Genomic DNA, 17,788 nt, shown 5'->3' on the forward strand with positions numbered 1-17,788 from the left:
GGCGGGCAAGCGCTCCACCATCCGGTGGCTTCTAGGTGCCGTCACGCGAGCGGATGTCGGTATGTCCCACTTATTCCATGTATCAAGATCTTGGTACCCGAAGTCTTGATCACGGCCAGCGCTCGGCCTGGCCCGTACTGAATTCGAGTTGAGGAGAGTGAGGAAGATGACGACGTTGCCCAGATGGCGGGTTGCCCTGGCATCGGCTGCATCGGCTGCCATGCTCATCGGGGCACCCCTGGTTGCGGCACAGGCCGCCTACGCGCAGCCATACCCGGGGTCGCCTCCGCCCTTGAACGTCAGCACCACCACGGTGACGGCCGGAGGACTGCTGAGCTTCGACTCGCCTCCGGGAGTTTTCGATCCCGGGCAGAGCATCACGGTGCTGCTGGAATCGACGCCGATCGTCCTCGGTCATTTCCAGGCCAGGCCCGACGGGTCGGTGGCAGGGACTGTGACCATCCCGGAGAGCGCCCCTCACGGCTGGCACGTCCTCCGGCTCACCGGAGACAACCCCGACCTCAGCGTCGGCGTCACCATCTACGTGGCGGGCGGGGTCGGTGGCACCCCGACGCCGACGCCGACACCGACGCCGACCGAGCCCCCTGAGCCGACCAAGCCCCCGAAGCCGACCCACAGGCCGACCAAGCCCCCGAAGCCGACCCACAGCCCGACCAGCCGGCCCACCCACTCGGACAAGCCCGAGCACCCCGGTGGGCACAACGGAGATGACGACGGAAACAACGGATCCTACGGACGCGGCGAAGTCGGCGACCCCGCGAGCTACGAGCACCAGACTCAGCACCACAACCGCGAAAGCCTCGCGGAGACGGGCAATGGCAAGGCCCTGACCGTGGGCGGCACCGCGGCGGCGCTGCTCCTGGCGGGCGGTGGCACGACGCTGGCCGTACGCCGTCGCCGCAGCTCATGACGGGCCGTCCATGACGGTGCGAGACATCCGCGAGGCGGTACGGCGTCCCGGCCCCGGCCGGGGCGCCGTCCGCATGCCCGGGGCAGGCCGCTCCGGCGAACCGGCACCAGGTCGCCGCCGCGTACTCAGGGCAGCACTGCTGGCGGGCGCACTGCTCCCGCTGGCCGGGGCCGTCTGGATCGGCGTCACCGGCGCACTCGCCCGCGGGGAGCTGCTCGCGGCGCAGCAGGACCTCGACGCGCTGCGGCACTCGGTGGCGGCCGCCACGGCGCCCGGCTCCGCCTCCGGCAAGGCGCCCGCGCCCGCCCGGGAAGCGGCACAGGCAGTGCGCTCGGCCGCCGTCCACGCGGCTCGGGCGCACCATCTCACCACCGGGCCGGCCTGGTACTCCGCCGCCGAGCTGCCCTTTCTCGGGGACCCCGTGAGAACCGTGCGCGGCGCCGCTTACGCGGCGGACCGGCTGGCCGGCGACGTGCTGCCCCCGCTGACCGGCGTCCTGCCGCCGTCCGCACCGCACGGAAGCAGTGGCGCCATGTCCGAGGCCCTCGCGGCGTTGCAGCAGCACGAGCCGGAGATCGCCCGGGCCGCGGACGTCGCCGCCGAGGTGCGGACCGACGTGCACGGTCTGCCCCGGTCCACCTGGCTGCCGGCGGCCGACCGGGCCCGTGCCGGGCTGCAGCAGCAACTGGACCGCCTCGCCCCGGTGATGACCGACGCCTCCCTGGCGGCTCGCGTCCTTCCGTCCATGCTCGGCACGCAAGGACAACGACGTTACTTCCTCGCGTTCCAGAACCTCGCCGAGGCACGCGGCACCGGGGGCCTTCCGGGCGCCTTCGCCGTGCTGAAGGCCGACCGGGGCCGACTGTCGTTCGAGCGGTTCGGCAACAACACGGAGATGCAGACGACGAAGCCGGACATCGACCTCGGCGCCGAGTTCAACGCCCGCTACGCGGGCAGCGACCCCGTCCACGTGTGGCCCAACTCCAACGTGAGCCCGCACTTCCCCTACGCGGCCCGCATCTGGGCAGCGGCATGGCGCAAGCACACCGGCGAACGCGTGGACGGGGCGATCGCCGTCGATCCGGTCACGCTGAGCCGTCTCCTGCGGGTCACCGGCCCGGCCCGGATGGCCGACGGCACCGAGCTCACCGCCGACAACGTCGTGGACCTCACCGAACGGGCCAGCTACGCGAAGTACGACGATCTCGCCCGGCGCAAGGCGTTCTTCGTCGACGCCGCCCGTGCCGCCGCCGCACGGCTGATGGGGGCGCTCGACGACACGCCCCGGCTGCCCGCACTGCTCGTCGCCGTGAACGACGTCCAGCGGGACGGACGGCTGAAGGTTTGGAGCGCCCACACGGCGGAACAGCGCCTCCTGGAAACCCGCCCCTACTCGGGCACGCTCCCGAACACCCCCGGCCCCTTCGCGGGACTGGTGGTGAACAACGCGGCCGGCAGCAAACTGGACTACTACCTCGACCGCAGCCTCACCTGGGAAGCGGGCGCCTGCTCCGGCGGTCACCGAGCGGTGACCGTGACCATGACCCTGACCAACCGGGCGCCGGCCTCCGGACTTCCCGACTACGTGACCATCAGGGCGGACCACCCTCCCTACCGCACCCGGCCGGGTGACAACCGCCTCCGGGTGTCGTACTACGCCGGAGTCGGAGCCACCCTTACCGACGCAACCCTGGACGGCCGCCGCGCGCTGCTCGCGCCCGGCGTCGAACGCGGCCACTCCGTGTTCACGAAGGACTTGGAGCTGCCCGCAGGCGTCGGCCACACCCTGGTGCTGCATCTGCTGGAGCCGCACGCGGACGGCGCGCCGACGCTGCTGCGACAGTCCCTGGTGCGGCCGCTGCGGACCACGCTCAAGCCGGGAGGCGCCTGCCGTGTCTGAGCGTGTGCGCCGCGCGGCGGGGGCCGTGCTCGTGGCCGCGCTGCTGCTCGCGGCACGCCCGCCGGCGGACCACGCCCCCGACAACCCGGCAGGCCGAGGCGTGGAGGGGCGGCAGGCCGCGGCGCACCGGGTCGAGCAGCTGCGGGTCAAGGTGCTCCAGGCCCTTCCGCACGACCCGAAGGCGTTCACCCAGGGACTTGAGATGGCCGACGACACGCTCTACGAAGGCACCGGCCTTCCCGGCCTGTCCTCGGTACGGGCGGGGCCTCCGGGCAAGAAGTCCACGGTCCAGGTGGCACTCCCCGCGCCCTTGTTCGGGGAGGGCATCACCGTGCTCGGCCGAACCCTGTGGCAGCTCACCTGGCAGAACCGGACCGCCATCGAGCGCGACGCCAAGACGCTTGCGGAGCTGCGTCGCGTCCCGTACCCGGACGACGGCTGGGGGGTGTGCCTCGATCAAACCCGGCGCCGGCTAGTGACCAGCGACGGCTCATCACGGCTGACGTTCCGCGAGCCCGGGACGCTCGCGAAGACGGGCGAGGTCGCCGTGACCGAAGGGGGCCAGCCTGTGACGAATCTGAACGAATTGGAGTGCGTCGGCGCCGCCGTGTACGCCAACGTGTTCCTCACCGACCGCATCGTGCGCATCGACCCCGCCACAGGAGCGGTGACGGCGAGCATCGACGCCTCGGGCCTGCTGCGCGACGACGAACTCGTCCCGGGGTCCACGCTGAACGGCATCGCGGCGGTCCCCGGCACGGATCAGTTCCTGATCACCGGGAAGTACTGGCCCAGAATGTTCAGGGTGGTGTTCGTCCCGGCCTGACAGACGGACGGTCGCGGGGGCTGAAACGGAGCGCGGGGGACACCCCTGCGGACACCGAGCCCGCGCCGGGCCTGACCGAGGTTCCCGGGTGCCGGGTGGACGTCCTCTCCGTGGCCAGCGCTGGGCGCGGCGCTGCTGATCGTGCTGCTCGTCCCGGTGTTCGCGGCAGTGGGCCTCGCTGTACGGATGGACTCCCCGGGCCCCGTCGTGCACCGGCAGACGCGCATCGGCCGCGGGGGAAAACCGTTCATCATGGCCAAGTTCCGCACCATGGTCGTCGACGCGGAGCAGCTGAGGCACCAGCTGAATTCAACGTAGTGCGGGAACACATGTCCCTGCTCGGTCCGCGTCCGCCGTTGCGAACTCCGGGCCGGTGGCTGCCATTCAGGCGAAAGGTTCAAAGTCGCGGGGCATCGTCACTGATTTCACCAGCTCTGACTGGTACACCAACAGCGTCTCGCAGAACAGATCAGCGCCAGCCGGTTCTGGCCACGAAACCAGCGTTTCGAAGATGCACCAGGAGGCTTCTCTGACCACGCCGTCTGCTCCCACAAAGGAAACGACCGCTGAGTGGCAACCTGATGCCGTTCCGGTCGTCGGATGTCTCGGCATCCCCATTGCCGCGCACGACCGCCGAAGTGCTGCCCGTCAGGTCGTGCAACTCGCCGAGCTGACACGTCGTGCGCGCCCTGCACAGGAGCACAAAGAATCACTGTCCCCAGACGCAAGTCGACGAGGCGGCGGCGCCGTTCATCTTTGCAATGCCTATACGCTGGCTTTGGCCGCCAAGGACGCCGAACTTCACGCCTTGCTTCGGTCGGCCGCTCTGAACCTTCCCGACGGGCAATCCGTTGTATGGGCCAATCAGCTGCTTCACCGGACCGCTGCTCTGCCGTCTTCCCGCGTATGCGGAACCGAACTTCTACTGGACGTGTTCGCACTCGGCCAGACAGCAGGACTGCGTCACTACCTACTGGGTTCGACCCGGGAGGTGTTGGCAGCGCTGCAGCGGGAGTTGCACCGACGCTTCCCCCATGCCCTGATCGTGGGTGCTTGCTCCCCTCCCTTCCGACCACTGACCGCCACTGAGTCATTTGAGCAGGAAGAAGCCATCCGCAAGACCGGGGCAGACGTCGTATGGGTGGGGCTCGGCACACCGCAGCAAGACCGGCGAACCGCGGAACTGGCGGCTGTCCTCCCCTCGATGTGCGTGGCCGTGGGAGCAGCATTCGATTTCATCGCCGGCCACAGACGGCGAGCGCCCCGCTGGATGCAACGGTGGGGGATGGAATGGCTGTTCAGACTCACTTACGAGCCCCGCCGGCTGTGGCGCCGTTATTTGTTCGGCAACACGCGGTTCGTCCATGGCGTCATCAGACAGCACCTCCGTCAGCGCGTCGCATCAGGCCGGGGAGCAGGATGAAGAGCATTCCTCATCTCCACGATGCACCGACCCGTGCGATTCGGGGAGCATATCGCGTGGCTCTTGTGCACAGTTTCTACTCATCACAGCAGCCGAGCGGAGAAAACGCTGCTGTACAGGATCAGGCAGATGCGTTGCGAGCGGCGGGGAACGATGTCGCCGTGGTGGCCGCACACACCGACGCCCTGGAGCAGCAGCATGGATACGCGCTGCGCGCTGCTGTGCGGGTCGCGACCGGCCGAGGCCGTTCCCCACTGGCAGAACTGGAACAGCTCGCGCCCGATGTCGTGCACGTGCACAATCTGTTTCCCAACTTCGGCACCGAGTGGCTTGAACACTGGAGAGGAGCACTCGTCGCCACCGTGCACAACTACCGTCCGGCCTGCGCTGCCGGAACACTCTTCCGGGACGGCAAGGTCTGCACTCAATGTCCCGACGGCGACCGCTGGGCGGGCTTGCGCCACGGCTGCTACAGGGGTTCGCGAACGGCTACGATGCCCCTCGCGTGGGCGACTCGTGGCGGTGCAGCAGCTCATCCCGTACTGCGCCGTGCTGACAGGATCGTGGTGCTCTCAGAGCGAAGTCGGGACCTTTATCTGCGCTTCGGGCTGTCAGCTGAGAGAGTGGCCCTGGTGTCCAACTTTGTCGACGTTCCCTGTCGCCCACACACCGGAGGCCCGGACGCCGCACCGGCGGACACAGCCTCCCGTTGGCTCTACATCGGACGGCTCAGCGAGGAAAAGGGAATTGTGCCACTCCTGCTGAACTGGCCGCATAATGAGCGCCTCGACGTCATCGGCTCCGGCCCCCTCACATCCACGTGCCGCCAGTTGGCCCCGAAACACGTGCGGTTGCTGGAAAGCATGCCGCGCGAGCACATCCTGGACTTGCTACCCGGCTACACCGGCCTGATCTTTCCCGGTCTTTGCTTCGAGGGCGCCTTCCCACTGGTCTGCCAGGAGGCCTTGGCTACCGGTGTACCGATCCTGGCAAGGGCAGGAACCTCGGCTGCGGACACAGTGCGCCGGGAGGGGACGGGGGCGCTTTACGACACGGCCGACGATCTGCCCCGGGCTCTACGGGACGCGCGCACGGTGTTTCCCGGACTTCGAGAACACTGCCGCAGGGTCTATACCGAGCGTTACACAGCCTCATCCTGGAGCGCTGCGATGGCTGCGGTGTACAGGCAAGCGGTCAACCACCGTGAGGCCGCGGCATGCTGAGTGCGAAGAGGCAACCGAGTAAACGTGTTCTCGTGGTGCAGCCATATGTCCCCGCTTACCGTACGGCGTTCTTCGAGCAGGTGGAGCGCGTCCTCGCATCAGCCGGGGTCGCCCTTGAAGTGGCCCACGGCTCCCCCACAGGGGAGCAGGAGGCCAGGAGGGATGCCGCCGTCTGCCGCTGCGCGACTCGGGTCCCCACCAAGAGGTGGTCGACGCCGGGTGGGCGACAGCTGAACTGGCACACGCTGGCACGCCAGGCGGCGAGGGCTGACGCTGTCGTCCTGGAACAGGCGCTGCACAACCTCGAGGCGTATCCCCTCCTGGTGCGGAAATCAGTCAGTCACCTCAGGAGACGCGTCCGCCCGATCGGATTCTGGGGGCATGGTCGCACCTTCACCAAGCCGCAGAGCCGGCTTGAAGCATGGGCCAAGGACGTACTGACCCGACGTGGGTCATGGTTCTTCTCCTACACCGATGGAGGTGCTGCTCACGTAGCGTCCGCAGGCTTCCCCCGGGAACGCATCACCGTGGTGCACAACTCGATCGACACCGCGGCGCTGTCGAATACCTGCGAGCGCGCGCGGAGATTCGGGACCACCGAATACGCCGAGGCAACACTCCTCCGACAGCGTCACAATCTGGTGGTCGGCCGTACAGCGCTGTTCCTGGGCGGGCTGGACGCACCCAAACGAATTCCGTTCCTCTTGGACACCGCTCGGCGGATCGCACAGGTACTGCCGGACTTCCGCCTGCTGGTTGCCGGAGACGGACCGGAGCGAAACCTCGTCGAGACGGCAGCGTCTTGCCCCGGAAGTGCCGTGATCGCCGTTGGCCGGGCGGTCGGGCGGAATGCGGCTTTGCTCGGTGCGGTCAGCGACATCATGCTCATGCCGGGCCGGGTCGGACTATGTGCTGTCGACTCCTTTGCCTTGCGTACGCCGATCGTCACCACGGCCTGGCCCTGGCACGCCCCCGAATTCGAGTACTTGACCGACGGAGGCAACGCCGTCGTGGCCTTTGACGATCCTGGTGCCTACGCTGCAGCCGCAGTTGCTCTCCTACGCGACCATGACCGCCTCGCAGCACTGACTGACGCATGCAGCGGAGATGCATCGGTGTACACAATCGAGAACATGGCCGCGCGATTCGGCGATGGCCTGCTGAGGATGTTGAGCGAGTACGAGGGCACCAGTCGGCGGACTTGACACGCAAGACGAGCGCACACCGAGAGAGGCCCGACCGGGCGGGGGTCGGGCTTCTCGAGGGTTCTCAGCGGCCAGTTGACTCGTACCAGGCGTATGTGTCCGCGATGCCGTCAGACAGCTTGATCGCCGGAGCCCACCCCAGAGCAGTCATCCTCGAGACGTCGAGGACCTTGCGATACGTACCGTCCGGCTGGCTCGCGTCCCATTCGATGGCCCCCTCGTAACCCACGACGGCCGCCACCATGTCCGACAGTTCTCTGATGGTGAGATCCTCGCCTGTGCCCACATTGATGGGTGAGTCCGAGTCGTATCTCTCGAGCAGAAGAAGGCACGCCCTGGCAAGGTCATCAGTGTGAAGAAATTCGCGGCGGGGATTCCCTGAGCCCCAATTAACGACCTTGGGCTCCCCTTCCATTCGGGCTTGATGGAACCGCCGAATCAGAGACGGCAGCACATGCGAGTACTCGGGGTGAAAATTGTCACCGGGACCGTACAGATTGGTGGGCATGGCGCAGATCCAAGGCAGTCCATGCTGCCGGCGGACGGATCTCACCTGTGTAACTCCGGCGATTTTGGCAATCGCGTACGCTTCATTGGTCGGTTCCAGCGGGCCGGTCAGCAACGCCTCTTCGCGGATCGGCTGGTCGGCGTGTTTCGGGTAGATGCAGCTGGATCCGAGGAAGAGCAGCCGTTGTACGCCGTGGCGCAGGGCCGCATCCAGCACATTCACCTGGATCAGCAGATTGTCGGAGATGAATTCGGCCGGGCAGGTGTCATTGGCCTTGATGCCGCCCACGCGGGCCGCCGCGAGGATCACGGCGTGCGGTTGGTGCTTCGCGAACCACTCGAAGACGGCCGGCCGGTCCCGCAAGTCGAGTTCGGCCGAGGTGGGACCGAGCAGCGAGCTGAAACCTTCGGCCGTGAGAAGCCTCCACAAAGCCGATCCTACGAGCCCGTTTCTCCCGGCGACGAAAAGGGGAGCGGATCGATCCAAGGGACGGTACGTGTCGGTCGGTACCGCATGGGCAACGCTCATCTGGGGCTCCTGTCACACGAGTTAATGCCGCATGCCACGGTCCGGCCCGCTACCGCGTCGCCAGGGACCGTCTCTCAGTGCGGCCACCGCATGAACCACACTCTATTACCGAAGCTCGCAATGCAGACACGTCGCCACAATCCACGTAAAGGGATGATGAAATCCCTATTCTGGCCTGACACCGGGAACCAACGGGAGCGCTCACCGAAGGGTTCCATACGCCGACGTCACCCATGGAGCTGACGTGACCGCGAAGACGGCACTTATCACGGGAATTACCGGACAGGACGGTTCCTACCTCGCGGAACTCCTGCTGGACAAAGGATACGTCGTACACGGCATCGTTCGTCGTGCCTCCACCTTCAACACCCAACGGATCGAGCACCTTTATGTAGATCCCCATCACCCACAGGCACGGCTCTTCCTGCACTACGGGGATCTGACGGACGGAACCCGGCTGGCCGGCCTGCTGGAGAAGGTGCAGCCGGACGAGGTGTACCACCTCGCCGCACAATCCCATGTGCGAGTGTCCTTCGACGAGCCCGAGTTCACCGGGAACACCACGGGCCTCGGTACCACGCGTTTGCTCGAAGCGATCCGATCCGTGGGCCTGTCGTGCCGCTTCTACCAGGCCTCAAGTTCGGAGATGTTCGGCGCCGCGCCGCCGCCACAGTGCGAATCCACCCCGTTCCATCCGCGGTCCCCGTACGGCGTCGCCAAGGTCTACGCATACTGGGTGACCCGTAACTACCGCGAGGCCTACGGCATGTATGCCGTCAACGGCATCCTGTTCAACCATGAGTCCCCGCGGCGCGGCGAGACGTTCGTCACCCGCAAGGTGGCCACGGCCGCGGCGCGTATCAAAACGGGACTGCAGGATGTGGTCTACCTCGGCAATCTCGACGCCCGCCGGGACTGGGGCTACGCAGCCGAGTACGTCGAGGCTATGTGGTTGATGCTGCAACAAGACCAGCCAAATGACTATGTAGTGGCCACCGGGACCAGCCACAGCGTGCGCAACTTCGTGGAGTACTGCTTCACCCACGTGGGCCTGGACTGGCGCGACCATGTACGTTTTGACCCGCGGTACCTGCGGCCCTCCGAGGTCGACGACCTGGTCGGCGACGCCTCCCGGGCCGAGCGGATCCTCGGTTGGCGACCGAGCGTGCGCGCCCCCGAACTGGCACGGCTGATGGTGGACGCCGAACTCGACGCGCTACGACACCCGGCCGGTCTGACGACTGTGGCCACTGAACGGGTGATCCCTGCGCCGACTGCAGGGTGACCTCGAACGGATGGCGCCTCACACTAAAGGTTGTACCGCAAACGATCTTCTACGGGTTGGCGCGCAGGGGCCGACCGGCGGGATCCCCCTTATCCCGCGAGAACTAGAGATTGTGCAGGCGTGCAATGCCGCGCATGGCGTGGTGGACTCCATCGCCCTTCAGGCGACAGTCGCGGAGGATCTTCCAGCCCTTCATGCGGGCGAAGGCATGCTCGACACGGGCGCGGACCTTGCGGTGCGAGGCGTTGTGTTCCTCTTTCCACGCCGGCAGTTCGGTCTGACCGCGCTCGCGTCGATACGGAATGACCAGATCGGTGCCCCGGTAGCCGCCGTCCGCGATCACCGTGGTCCTGCCGACGGCGTCCTTGGCGCCGGACAGCTCCCATGCCTTGCAGTCATTGCGGTTGCCGGGCAGCAGTCGACCGACCACGACGACGAGCCGGCTGTCGGCTCGATCACGATCTGATGGTTGGTGGAGTACCGATAGTTCTTGGACTGCTCGGCTACCTCGTGGTCGCGGGTGGGCACCAGGGTGCCGTCCACGATCAGCACGGTGTCCTTGGAGAACCGGCGCCGCGGCCGCAGAGACATCAGCGGGCCGAGGCGATCGATGATCCGGTCTGCCGCAGACTTCGAGATGCCGAACAGCAGGGGCAGCTGGCGCATCGTCAAGTTCGTGCGCCAGTAGGCCGCGACCAGCAGCACTCGGTCTTCAAGGGGCAGGCTCCAAGGCCGTCCCCGGCCAGCCGCGTCGGCCCCCTCACGCCGCGGCGCGGTCACCAACTTCCCGAAGCAGCGCGGGCTCGGCCCGGAGAACGGGGCTATCAAAGACGGCTCCGACGCCGTGATCACACCAATCACACCGTGATCATCCAACTCGTGGCCGACAGCCCTTAGCGTCGGCTGCGCAAAAGCGATCCGAGCGCCAAGCCGGTACCCAGGCCAATCAGGGCACCGACCGATGTCCGCCATACAAGCGCCGCTCCTGCGCCAGGCACGTCAGGCGGACTGGGGGCGACGGCCGAGCGCGTCGGCGGTCCGGCAGCGACAGCGACAGCGACAGCATGCTCATCGCCCACGATGGCCAGGAAGCGACGACCGATACGGCTACCGGACGCACTTGCAGTCCATGAGGTCTGGGCCCTGCCCCAGTAGTACCGCCCAGCCTCTCCGGTGAACATCCCGGCCAGCATGTCCCGCAGGAGAGGCTCGCGGATGGTCCCGATCTCGTAGCCCATCCAGGCGTAGTTCATCATGAGGTCCGCATAGACATGCCGCTTTCGCTCATGGGGATCGGCGATGTCCGTGGCGCCCCAGACAGGCTGGTAAAGCGCCATGTCGTCAAGTTCCAGGCGGACCAGCTCGAGGTAGTAGGTGCGAATCCCCTGGACCTGCTCAGCCCTGGCCTGCACCGGCCAACGCGAGCGCCGAGACGATCACCGACGTGAAGCCGTACGTCGCGCCGATCTGGCTCAGCCTATTCCAGTCCACCCCCTTGGAACCGGAGATGTCTTGCAGCACGAAAGGCGACAACAACAGCGCCGCCAGCGCAGCCGCCGCAGCTGCGACCAGCCCCAGAGCCCTGCCCACCCGGCGAGCCACTGATGCTGCAGCCGCGGACCGATGACGAGCTACCAGGTAAATCACCCCCAGGCGAGCCTGCCCCAGCGGCTAGGCCGAACCATGGGGCTGCCTATGTGCAGCCGTCATGCTCGACATCGCCCGCCTGCACCAGCTCACCGTCGCCGACCAGGCGTGCGCCCCCTGCCAAGAGGCCGCCGCCATGTCGGCCCGGAGATCGTTTACGGGACACCCCTTAGAAACAAATCCCGCCCGCCAATACCGCAATCAGCGCTACGAGCCGCCACAATTGACGGGTGACCCTTCTACGCCAGGCCCGCAGGGCTGCGCAGCGATTCGGGATCGATGTGAACCGATTCCCGGAGTGTTCCTTCGAATACCGCGTCGTCCAATTGCTGCTCCGAAGTGGCATCGACGTGGTTCTCGATGTGGGAGCCAACCGTGGCCAGTACGGTGCAATGCTGCGACGCTTTGGCTACCAGGGCCGGATCGTCTCCTTCGAACCGGTGCACGGCCCGCTGGCGGTCCTCATGCGACGCGCTTCCCCAGATCCGCTGTGGACAGTGCTGCCGTACGCGTTGGGCGACGAGCGGGCCGCGGTCACCGTCAACGTGGCCGGCAACGGCGCTGCGAGCAGTTCCGTCCTGCCCATGCTGCCCCGGCATGCTGATGCCTGCCCGGAGTCACGCTACGTGGACCGGCAGGGGGCCGAGCAGCACCGCCTGGACGCGCTGTGGCAGCAGGTGGCCTCGCCGGGTGACAAGGTTTTCCTCAAACTTGATGTCCAGGGCTACGAAGAGGCGGTGCTGCGGGGGGCCGGAGATCGGCTGCATGATTGCGCCGGTCTGCAGATGGAAGTCTCCTGTGTTCCTCTGTACAAGGATGGTCTGTTGCTCGGGAAGGCCTTGGAACTGGTACAACACGGATACGGCTTGACCTTGATGGCATTGGTTCCGGGATTCACTGATCCCCGAACCGGCCAGATGCTCCAGTGCGATGCAGTTTTCCTCAGAGATAAACTGCTCCGCGCCACGTAGAGCCATGGTGTACCCGCGACTCAGCTCGTCCTGCCTCGCAAGCGTGGTTCTGCGCTGGTCATTCGTAGGAAGGAACCGGCAGCCCGGCGGTTCTGGGTGCGGCCGTGGGCTTTGGCCGCCACTGCTGACCAGCTGCCGGACGTCGGCAGCGAACGCGCAGCCTGATCAGTTGCTTGCTCTCGCTGCCGGTCAAGCCCGCGCAGCATGCGATGGCCCGCTGCCTGGGCCTCGCGAGGCACGGCCACGGTTGCGCATCAACATGCCATCGACGATGAGCCGAAGGTAAGGCCACAGCCAATACACGGGCCACAATGGTCCGGCGTGGCGTCGGGTGAAGCGCAGCCAGCTGCGTGGCGGCAGCCCCTTGGGCGCACGCATCAGGCGCCACCGCGCCCACCCGGACAGGGTTGGGTCTGCATGGCTTCCGGCCACCGGGTTCCCGGCACACGTGCCCAGCGTTCCGGGTGCCACCCACACAGTGCAGCCAAGAGCTCCAGCTCTCAAGCCGTAGTCGAAGTCGGCCATGCCATGATGGAACTCAGCGTCGATCAGTCCCACGCGTTCCACCACGTTTCGTGGCACCAGGACGAGGTTCCCGTTCATGGTGTCCGCGGCCAGCGGATGGTGGGCGGGAGCGACCTTCGTGAAGCGCGTCGGACGCGTCGAACTCTGGCGAACCACACCCGAGTACGTAACTGTCCCGGTGCGCGGGTCGCGCAGCGCGCCGACGACGAGCGGGTCCTGCCCCGAACTGGCCAGCACTCGGTGTGTGGCCAGCAAGCACCTCAACGCCCCAGGGTCCAGAACGACGTCGTCGTTCAACCAGAGCAGGAAGTCATAGTTCTCCGCGGCTGACACAGCAAGTGCCATCGCCTTGGCCCAGAAGAGTGACCCGTCGCCTTGCACTACGTGAATACCGGGCCAGATCGCACGTGCGGCAGCAGCGGTGCCGTCGGTGCTTCCGTCGTCGGTGAGCACGATCCGCAGCGACACGTCGGGGGGGCACTGTCCGGCCAGCGAACGCAGACACTGGACGGTGGTGTCGCGTCTGTTGTGACAGGCCATCACGACTACGACAGAAGTCATCGGCAAACTCCTGAGGAATTCGGCGTCCGCTGCATCGGGGCCACATCGCCGTCACGTCCGGCGGAAGGCTCTCAGCAAGGTCGGTACCAGCACGAGGACAGCGTAGGAGACGACGGAGCCGATAACGGGGCCCTCCGGTCCGAGTCGCGCCAGGGGGATTGAGACAGCGAGATTCACGACGGCCATGAGGCTGAAGGTAATCGCCTTGAAACGCAGTCCCGCAGCATCGGTCATCCACATATTGGCCGGACATGCGACCGCCTGCACGAAGAGCAGCATGGCGAACACGACCATGAGCTCGGTCCCCACGCGGATCTGCTCGTGCATCATCCATGTGCCCGCAAGGGGCCCGAGCACAACGATTCCGACGCCCATGACCAGGCTGCCTGCCGCGAAATATCCGGTGAGCCAGGCAAGCTGGCGCCTGGGTGTGCCGTACGAGCCCCTCCTCCGGGCGAACATCGCCCACAGCGGAAGCCCGGCGGCGCTCAGCAGGCTGCTCGCCGGCGCGAAGAACTGGGCACCGGCCGAATAGCCGGCCACCGCCATCGCATCGGCCGTGTGGCTGAGGACCAGCCGGTCGGTGGAGTAGGCGACGGCCACGGCAGCTGTAGTGATGGTCATGGGAAGTGCGAGGTGCGCGATGGGTACCCCGCCACTCGACGCACGTCCGCGGACACTGCGGAGGATCATTCCCAGCAGCGGCATCCCGAGACAGCGGCCGGCGAGAACCACGCCAGCTGCGTTCACGATGCTCTGCGAGAGGAAAACGGCGGAAATACAAACGCTTGTCGGAGCGTCCAGGCCGACGGCGAACAGCACGAGGACGAGTTGCAGGACGCTGCCCGCCCCCTGCAACAGGAACGAAACCTCGTTCCTGTTCACGGCAAGCAACACCGATTTGCCCAGCCCGAGCGGCATGCTGCACCCGAACAGCACAGATGCGACCGCGACCGCGAGGTCGGTCCCGGGCTGCGCGGCGTCGCCCAGCGCCCTCTCCCATACCCCGAGCAGGGCCATAATGACGCCCGCGGCGGCGATGACTGCTCCTGCATACATCAGGTTGCGTGCCGACGACAGGACCGCTCCACGCACCAGCCGTTGTTCGCACGAGGTGTCACGCGCAACGGCATCTGTGAGGGCGGCGCCCGCACCCAGATCTGTGACCGGAAGCATCGCCGGCAGCGTGGTCACCAAAGCGAACAGCGCGTAGCCGGACACTCCCACCGCGCCGACCACGGTGTGGACCAGCACCAGGTTGGTGACCGCGGTGACGGGAAGCATCATGGCCCTCGCGCCGACCGACCGAGTGACGGGGCCGAGGAAACGTGCCTTCGGTCCGCCATGTGTCCCACCCGGGGCGTGCGCCGCAGGAACTGGTGCAACGGGTGCTGTCGATGGCCGCCCGTCCAGGCTCAGGTCGTGCGGGGAGTGTGGTGCTGCCACTGGATCTTTCCGCCTAACGCTCGTGCGTGGCCGGGGCCTGAGTCGGCGCGGGCGCCGTCGCGCCACGGACAGTCGGCCTGCCGGATCTTGCGGGCCCTGATTGAGGTTGGGGCTACTGGCTGTCTTCTCCCTGCTTGCGCGGCTGTTCCGCACCTCCTCGCCCACAGCGTAGGAAGCATTCCCCGAAATACCCACAGTCGCGGCCGCACATCCGTCCATGTGGGCGCATTCTCAATCGGTTTACCGTCAGCGGGTGTCTGGAGTCAGACGCACCCAGAGATGAAAGCCCCCGCACCTCCCCACTGCTGACGGTCGGTCGGTGGTGGGCCCTCCCCTCCATAGCCTCAGCCGAGCACAAAATGGCGGCCAGGAGTGAGAACGTCAAGCCGTTGAGTTCGGCTAGGGACCAGGGCCGCTCCGTAATGCCGATATAGATGGGCGCCGTGAGCACGGTCAACATGGCCACTCGTTGACTTCCAGCCGCATTCTGGACCATTGCCGCAAGGATGCCCAGAAAAAGCAAAAATCCGATCCAGCCAGCCATGAACCTGGTATCCAGCAGCTGATTGTGAATAGAGTAGATCAGAGGATTGATATGCTCCTGGGACAATCCCAGCAAGGCGTCCCGGCCGAAACCGATAACCGGCGCGGAATCCACCTTCTGGTATGCCACAGACCACAAATAGCCCCGCCCCGTGTAGGTATGGCTGTAGCTCTCCATCATAGGGAGAACAAAGCCGGTCACCAGTCCGGAGGCAACGATGGCCCAGGCCGCCCGGAGACGCCACCAGTCAGCGGAGGTGCCGTGTCGGGGCTGCAGAATAGTCAGTGCCAGAATTGTCACCGTCACAGCAATGAGTGCCGTTCGGCTTCCGGTCAGCGCAGCCATTCCTGCCACATAAAGAGTCAGGACGAATCGAACTTTACCGCGAAAGCCGAGATAAACGTATGGCAGTGCGAGAGCAAGAGTGATACCGAGGGCATTTTCATGGCCCAGCACTCCCCTGTACAGGAAACCCAGCGGACCGCATTTATCGTCCCGGCAGGGTTCCACAGCCCATTCTGGACGTACTGCTGCTGCCAATCCGCTGAAGATGGCCAAGGTGACGCCGAATACACCCGCCCCGAGGGGAGCGCCACGCCCGGTCGGCAGTACAGCACACACTACCAAGGCCGCGGCGAGACCCATCTGGGCCGCCGAGAACATTTTCCCGTGGTTCAGCCCGGTACTGAATACAATCGCGATATGAAGCAGCAATGCGCTGACGGTGATGTAATGAATTCCTCTCCATTTCGTGGACACCCCGCGCCAGAAGGCGAGAGCTACGGTCAAGAGAATAATGACGATCAGCATCCACCGCAGAGCGCTGAAATATGGATTCGCTACAGCGTGCAAAAGGAGCTTGTTTCCGAAGACGTCAGTGACGAACGACGCCTTTCCGCTCCACGCGAGGGCCAGGTCCGGGAGATTCATCAGCCATCCCAGCGCAATGATGAACACGGCTGTAATGTTCCAGTCACCCGCGCGGACCGCGGAGTGTAGAGCAGTAATAAGGCAGAGCGTGCCGACGGCGCTACCCGCGAGAAGAAGCGCAAGTGTTCCCGGTTCCAGCATCGTTCCTCACTCCCAGGTCGTCCTCACCATGCCCTCGACCTTCTGCATTGAGATAGTCCGCTCTATCGTTTCTACGCCCGCTTTGGACGGAATCAATGGGTGATCTGGATGGTTTCACGCAATCGGCGTAGCCGTCGGTGACACAAGGCATCCGGCAGCAATGGTCCCGCTCGCCAACCAAAACGTTATTTTCGGATTTTCCGGGAACTTCGAGCCGGTGTTCGTGCGGGTGGCCGTCGCCCACCAGCACGAGCCGGCCAGGCCCAGAATCATCCAAATTTAAAATTGCAGTGGTGCAGCGGATTGAGGGATCTGATGCCGGGACACGGCGAGCCGTACTGGATATATCGCTTCCACATGCCCAGCATTGGGCGTCGAGGCGCTGCAACCAGCCGAAAGGATATCCGTGTTTCCGACCCGTCTTTCAGAGCACTACGAGACAAAATACGCCGAAGAGCGTACCGCCGCCGATCCCACGCCCCTGCCGCTGGACTTGGTGCCCCGCAATCGGTTCGAAGCCGCAGTGACCACGCTGGCGGCGGAACTGCCGAAGGGCGCCGACGTGCTTGAACTGGGGGCCGGGAATGGTTTGGTCGCTGAGAGCTTGCGCGCCGGTGGAGTACATTTTGCCAATTATACGATCGGTGACATCGCAAGAGTGCGGTTGGACGGGCTTCGGCGCACCTTCACTGACCCCCGGTTTCATTTCGTGCAAGCCAATGCGGAGCAGGCATCGGCCACAGCCCAAGGGCCTTTCGACGCTGTGGTGATGGTCGCCCTGATTGAGCACTTGATCGACCCAATGGGTGCCGTGGCCGACATCCGCACCCTGCTCAAGCCCGGCGGCTTCGTTTACATCGATACCCCCAACATCGCAAAATGGACGCGTCGCGTGAAGCTCGCATGCGGCCGTTTCCCCGCAACAGCATCTCGTAACGAGGGTCTGACGACGTACGACGGCAAGGAAACCGACTTGCATGACGAAGGGCATTTGCATTACTTCACACACAGGTCAATGGAGCAGATGCTGACCCGCAGATGCGGATACCGGTCAGTTGTATTCCGCCCGTACTTCGAGGGCCCGCGGTTCCTCGGCAGGCCGGGCTTCGCACTCGCACGACGTATTCCAAGGCTATTCTCCGAAATCGCTTGCATTGCCTACGCATAGAACTAATCGCACCGTTCGGAGCCGGA

16 protein-coding genes and 1 pseudogene are annotated in these 17,788 nt (G+C 65.7%); 10 read left to right on the plus strand and 7 right to left on the minus strand.

What is annotated here, in order from left to right:
* The first annotated feature begins 292 nt into the window (after positions 1–292).
* From ACFYZZ_RS16850 to ACFYZZ_RS16880, 7 genes are all read left to right on the plus strand, one after another.
* Positions 293–931: a hypothetical protein gene (locus ACFYZZ_RS16850; RefSeq protein WP_389176206.1), complete on the plus strand. Its 639-nt coding sequence runs from the start codon at positions 293–295 to the stop codon at positions 929–931.
* 10 nt (positions 932–941) lie between these two features.
* Positions 942–2,831: a DUF4012 domain-containing protein gene (locus tag ACFYZZ_RS16855; RefSeq protein WP_389176208.1), complete on the plus strand. Its 1,890-nt coding sequence runs from the start codon at positions 942–944 to the stop codon at positions 2,829–2,831.
* Positions 2,824–3,657, plus strand: coding sequence for a glutaminyl-peptide cyclotransferase (locus ACFYZZ_RS16860; protein ID WP_389176210.1), 834 nt, complete (start codon positions 2,824–2,826; stop codon positions 3,655–3,657). Before ACFYZZ_RS16855 ends, ACFYZZ_RS16860 begins: the two co-directional genes overlap by 8 nt.
* Positions 3,658–3,792: 135 nt before the next feature.
* The gene (locus ACFYZZ_RS16865; protein WP_389176878.1) at positions 3,793–3,975 is read left to right on the plus strand and encodes a sugar transferase; all 183 of its coding nucleotides are present in this window, start codon (positions 3,793–3,795) and stop codon (positions 3,973–3,975) included.
* 55 nt (positions 3,976–4,030) lie between these two features.
* Complete coding sequence (locus ACFYZZ_RS16870; RefSeq protein ID WP_389176212.1) at positions 4,031–5,080, plus strand: WecB/TagA/CpsF family glycosyltransferase; 1,050 nt, start codon at positions 4,031–4,033, stop codon at positions 5,078–5,080.
* Positions 5,081–5,136: 56 nt separating this feature from the next.
* A complete protein-coding gene (locus tag ACFYZZ_RS16875; protein ID WP_389176214.1) occupies positions 5,137–6,303 on the plus strand; it encodes a glycosyltransferase family 4 protein in 1,167 nt (388 codons plus the stop codon).
* Entirely contained in the window at positions 6,297–7,508 is a 1,212-nt protein-coding gene (locus ACFYZZ_RS16880; RefSeq protein WP_389176216.1) for a glycosyltransferase, read from the plus strand. Before ACFYZZ_RS16875 ends, ACFYZZ_RS16880 begins: the two co-directional genes overlap by 7 nt.
* Positions 7,509–7,572: 64 nt before the next feature.
* Here ACFYZZ_RS16880 and ACFYZZ_RS16885 read toward each other — a convergent pair whose 3' ends face one another.
* Positions 7,573–8,544, minus strand: a complete 972-nt coding sequence (locus ACFYZZ_RS16885) for a GDP-L-fucose synthase family protein (protein ID WP_389176218.1) — start codon at positions 8,542–8,544, stop codon at positions 7,573–7,575.
* A 244-nt stretch (positions 8,545–8,788) separates the two neighbouring features.
* Between ACFYZZ_RS16885 and gmd the strand changes: the two genes are divergently transcribed.
* The gene (gene gmd / locus ACFYZZ_RS16890; RefSeq protein ID WP_389176219.1) at positions 8,789–9,829 is read left to right on the plus strand and encodes a GDP-mannose 4,6-dehydratase; all 1,041 of its coding nucleotides are present in this window, start codon (positions 8,789–8,791) and stop codon (positions 9,827–9,829) included.
* Positions 9,830–9,932: 103 nt separating this feature from the next.
* On the opposite strand, the pseudogene ACFYZZ_RS16895 reads toward gmd, so the two are convergent.
* From ACFYZZ_RS16895 to ACFYZZ_RS16905, 3 genes and pseudogenes are all read right to left on the minus strand, one after another.
* Positions 9,933–10,690 (minus strand): annotated as a pseudogene (locus ACFYZZ_RS16895) (transposase).
* Positions 10,691–10,722: 32 nt separating this feature from the next.
* Positions 10,723–11,241, minus strand: a complete 519-nt coding sequence (locus ACFYZZ_RS16900) for a DUF6082 family protein (RefSeq protein WP_389176221.1) — start codon at positions 11,239–11,241, stop codon at positions 10,723–10,725.
* On the minus strand, positions 11,225–11,419 hold the full coding sequence (locus ACFYZZ_RS16905; RefSeq protein WP_389176222.1) for a hypothetical protein: 195 nt from the start codon (positions 11,417–11,419) through the stop codon (positions 11,225–11,227). Before ACFYZZ_RS16905 ends, ACFYZZ_RS16900 begins: the two co-directional genes overlap by 17 nt.
* A 287-nt stretch (positions 11,420–11,706) precedes the next feature.
* Between ACFYZZ_RS16905 and ACFYZZ_RS16910 the strand changes: the two genes are divergently transcribed.
* Positions 11,707–12,447 (plus strand): FkbM family methyltransferase, encoded by a 741-nt coding sequence (locus ACFYZZ_RS16910; RefSeq protein WP_389176224.1) that lies wholly within the window; start codon positions 11,707–11,709, stop codon positions 12,445–12,447.
* Between the two features lie 189 nt (positions 12,448–12,636).
* Here ACFYZZ_RS16910 and ACFYZZ_RS16915 read toward each other — a convergent pair whose 3' ends face one another.
* From ACFYZZ_RS16915 to ACFYZZ_RS16925, 3 genes are all read right to left on the minus strand, one after another.
* Positions 12,637–13,533, minus strand: a complete 897-nt coding sequence (locus ACFYZZ_RS16915) for a glycosyltransferase family 2 protein (RefSeq protein ID WP_389176225.1) — start codon at positions 13,531–13,533, stop codon at positions 12,637–12,639.
* A 51-nt stretch (positions 13,534–13,584) separates the two neighbouring features.
* The gene (locus ACFYZZ_RS16920; protein WP_389176227.1) at positions 13,585–14,820 is read right to left on the minus strand and encodes a lipopolysaccharide biosynthesis protein; all 1,236 of its coding nucleotides are present in this window, start codon (positions 14,818–14,820) and stop codon (positions 13,585–13,587) included.
* Positions 14,821–15,091: 271 nt separating this feature from the next.
* The gene (locus tag ACFYZZ_RS16925; protein ID WP_389176229.1) at positions 15,092–16,594 is read right to left on the minus strand and encodes an O-antigen ligase family protein; all 1,503 of its coding nucleotides are present in this window, start codon (positions 16,592–16,594) and stop codon (positions 15,092–15,094) included.
* A 406-nt stretch (positions 16,595–17,000) separates the two neighbouring features.
* Between ACFYZZ_RS16925 and ACFYZZ_RS16930 the strand changes: the two genes are divergently transcribed.
* Positions 17,001–17,762 (plus strand): class I SAM-dependent methyltransferase, encoded by a 762-nt coding sequence (locus ACFYZZ_RS16930; protein ID WP_389176231.1) that lies wholly within the window; start codon positions 17,001–17,003, stop codon positions 17,760–17,762.
* Positions 17,763–17,788: the final 26 nt, after the last annotated feature.

Source organism: Streptomyces sp. NPDC001816, from assembly GCF_042892235.1.
GTDB lineage: Bacteria > Actinomycetota > Actinomycetes > Streptomycetales > Streptomycetaceae > Streptomyces.

Bases quoted from the DNA above. Each gene is read 5' to 3' on its own strand.
- ACFYZZ_RS16855 (WP_389176208.1), top strand. From the start codon at position 942: ATGACGGTGCGAGACATCCGCGAGGCGGTACGGCGTCCCGGCCCCGGC.
- ACFYZZ_RS16880 (WP_389176216.1), top strand. From the start codon at position 6,297: ATGCTGAGTGCGAAGAGGCAACCGAGTAAACGTGTTCTCGTGGTGCAG.
- ACFYZZ_RS16885 (WP_389176218.1), bottom strand. From the start codon at position 8,544: ATGAGCGTTGCCCATGCGGTACCGACCGACACGTACCGTCCCTTGGAT.
- ACFYZZ_RS16915 (WP_389176225.1), bottom strand. From the start codon at position 13,533: ATGACTTCTGTCGTAGTCGTGATGGCCTGTCACAACAGACGCGACACC.
- ACFYZZ_RS16920 (WP_389176227.1), bottom strand. From the start codon at position 14,820: ATGATGCTTCCCGTCACCGCGGTCACCAACCTGGTGCTGGTCCACACC.
- ACFYZZ_RS16925 (WP_389176229.1), bottom strand. From the start codon at position 16,594: ATGCTGGAACCGGGAACACTTGCGCTTCTTCTCGCGGGTAGCGCCGTC.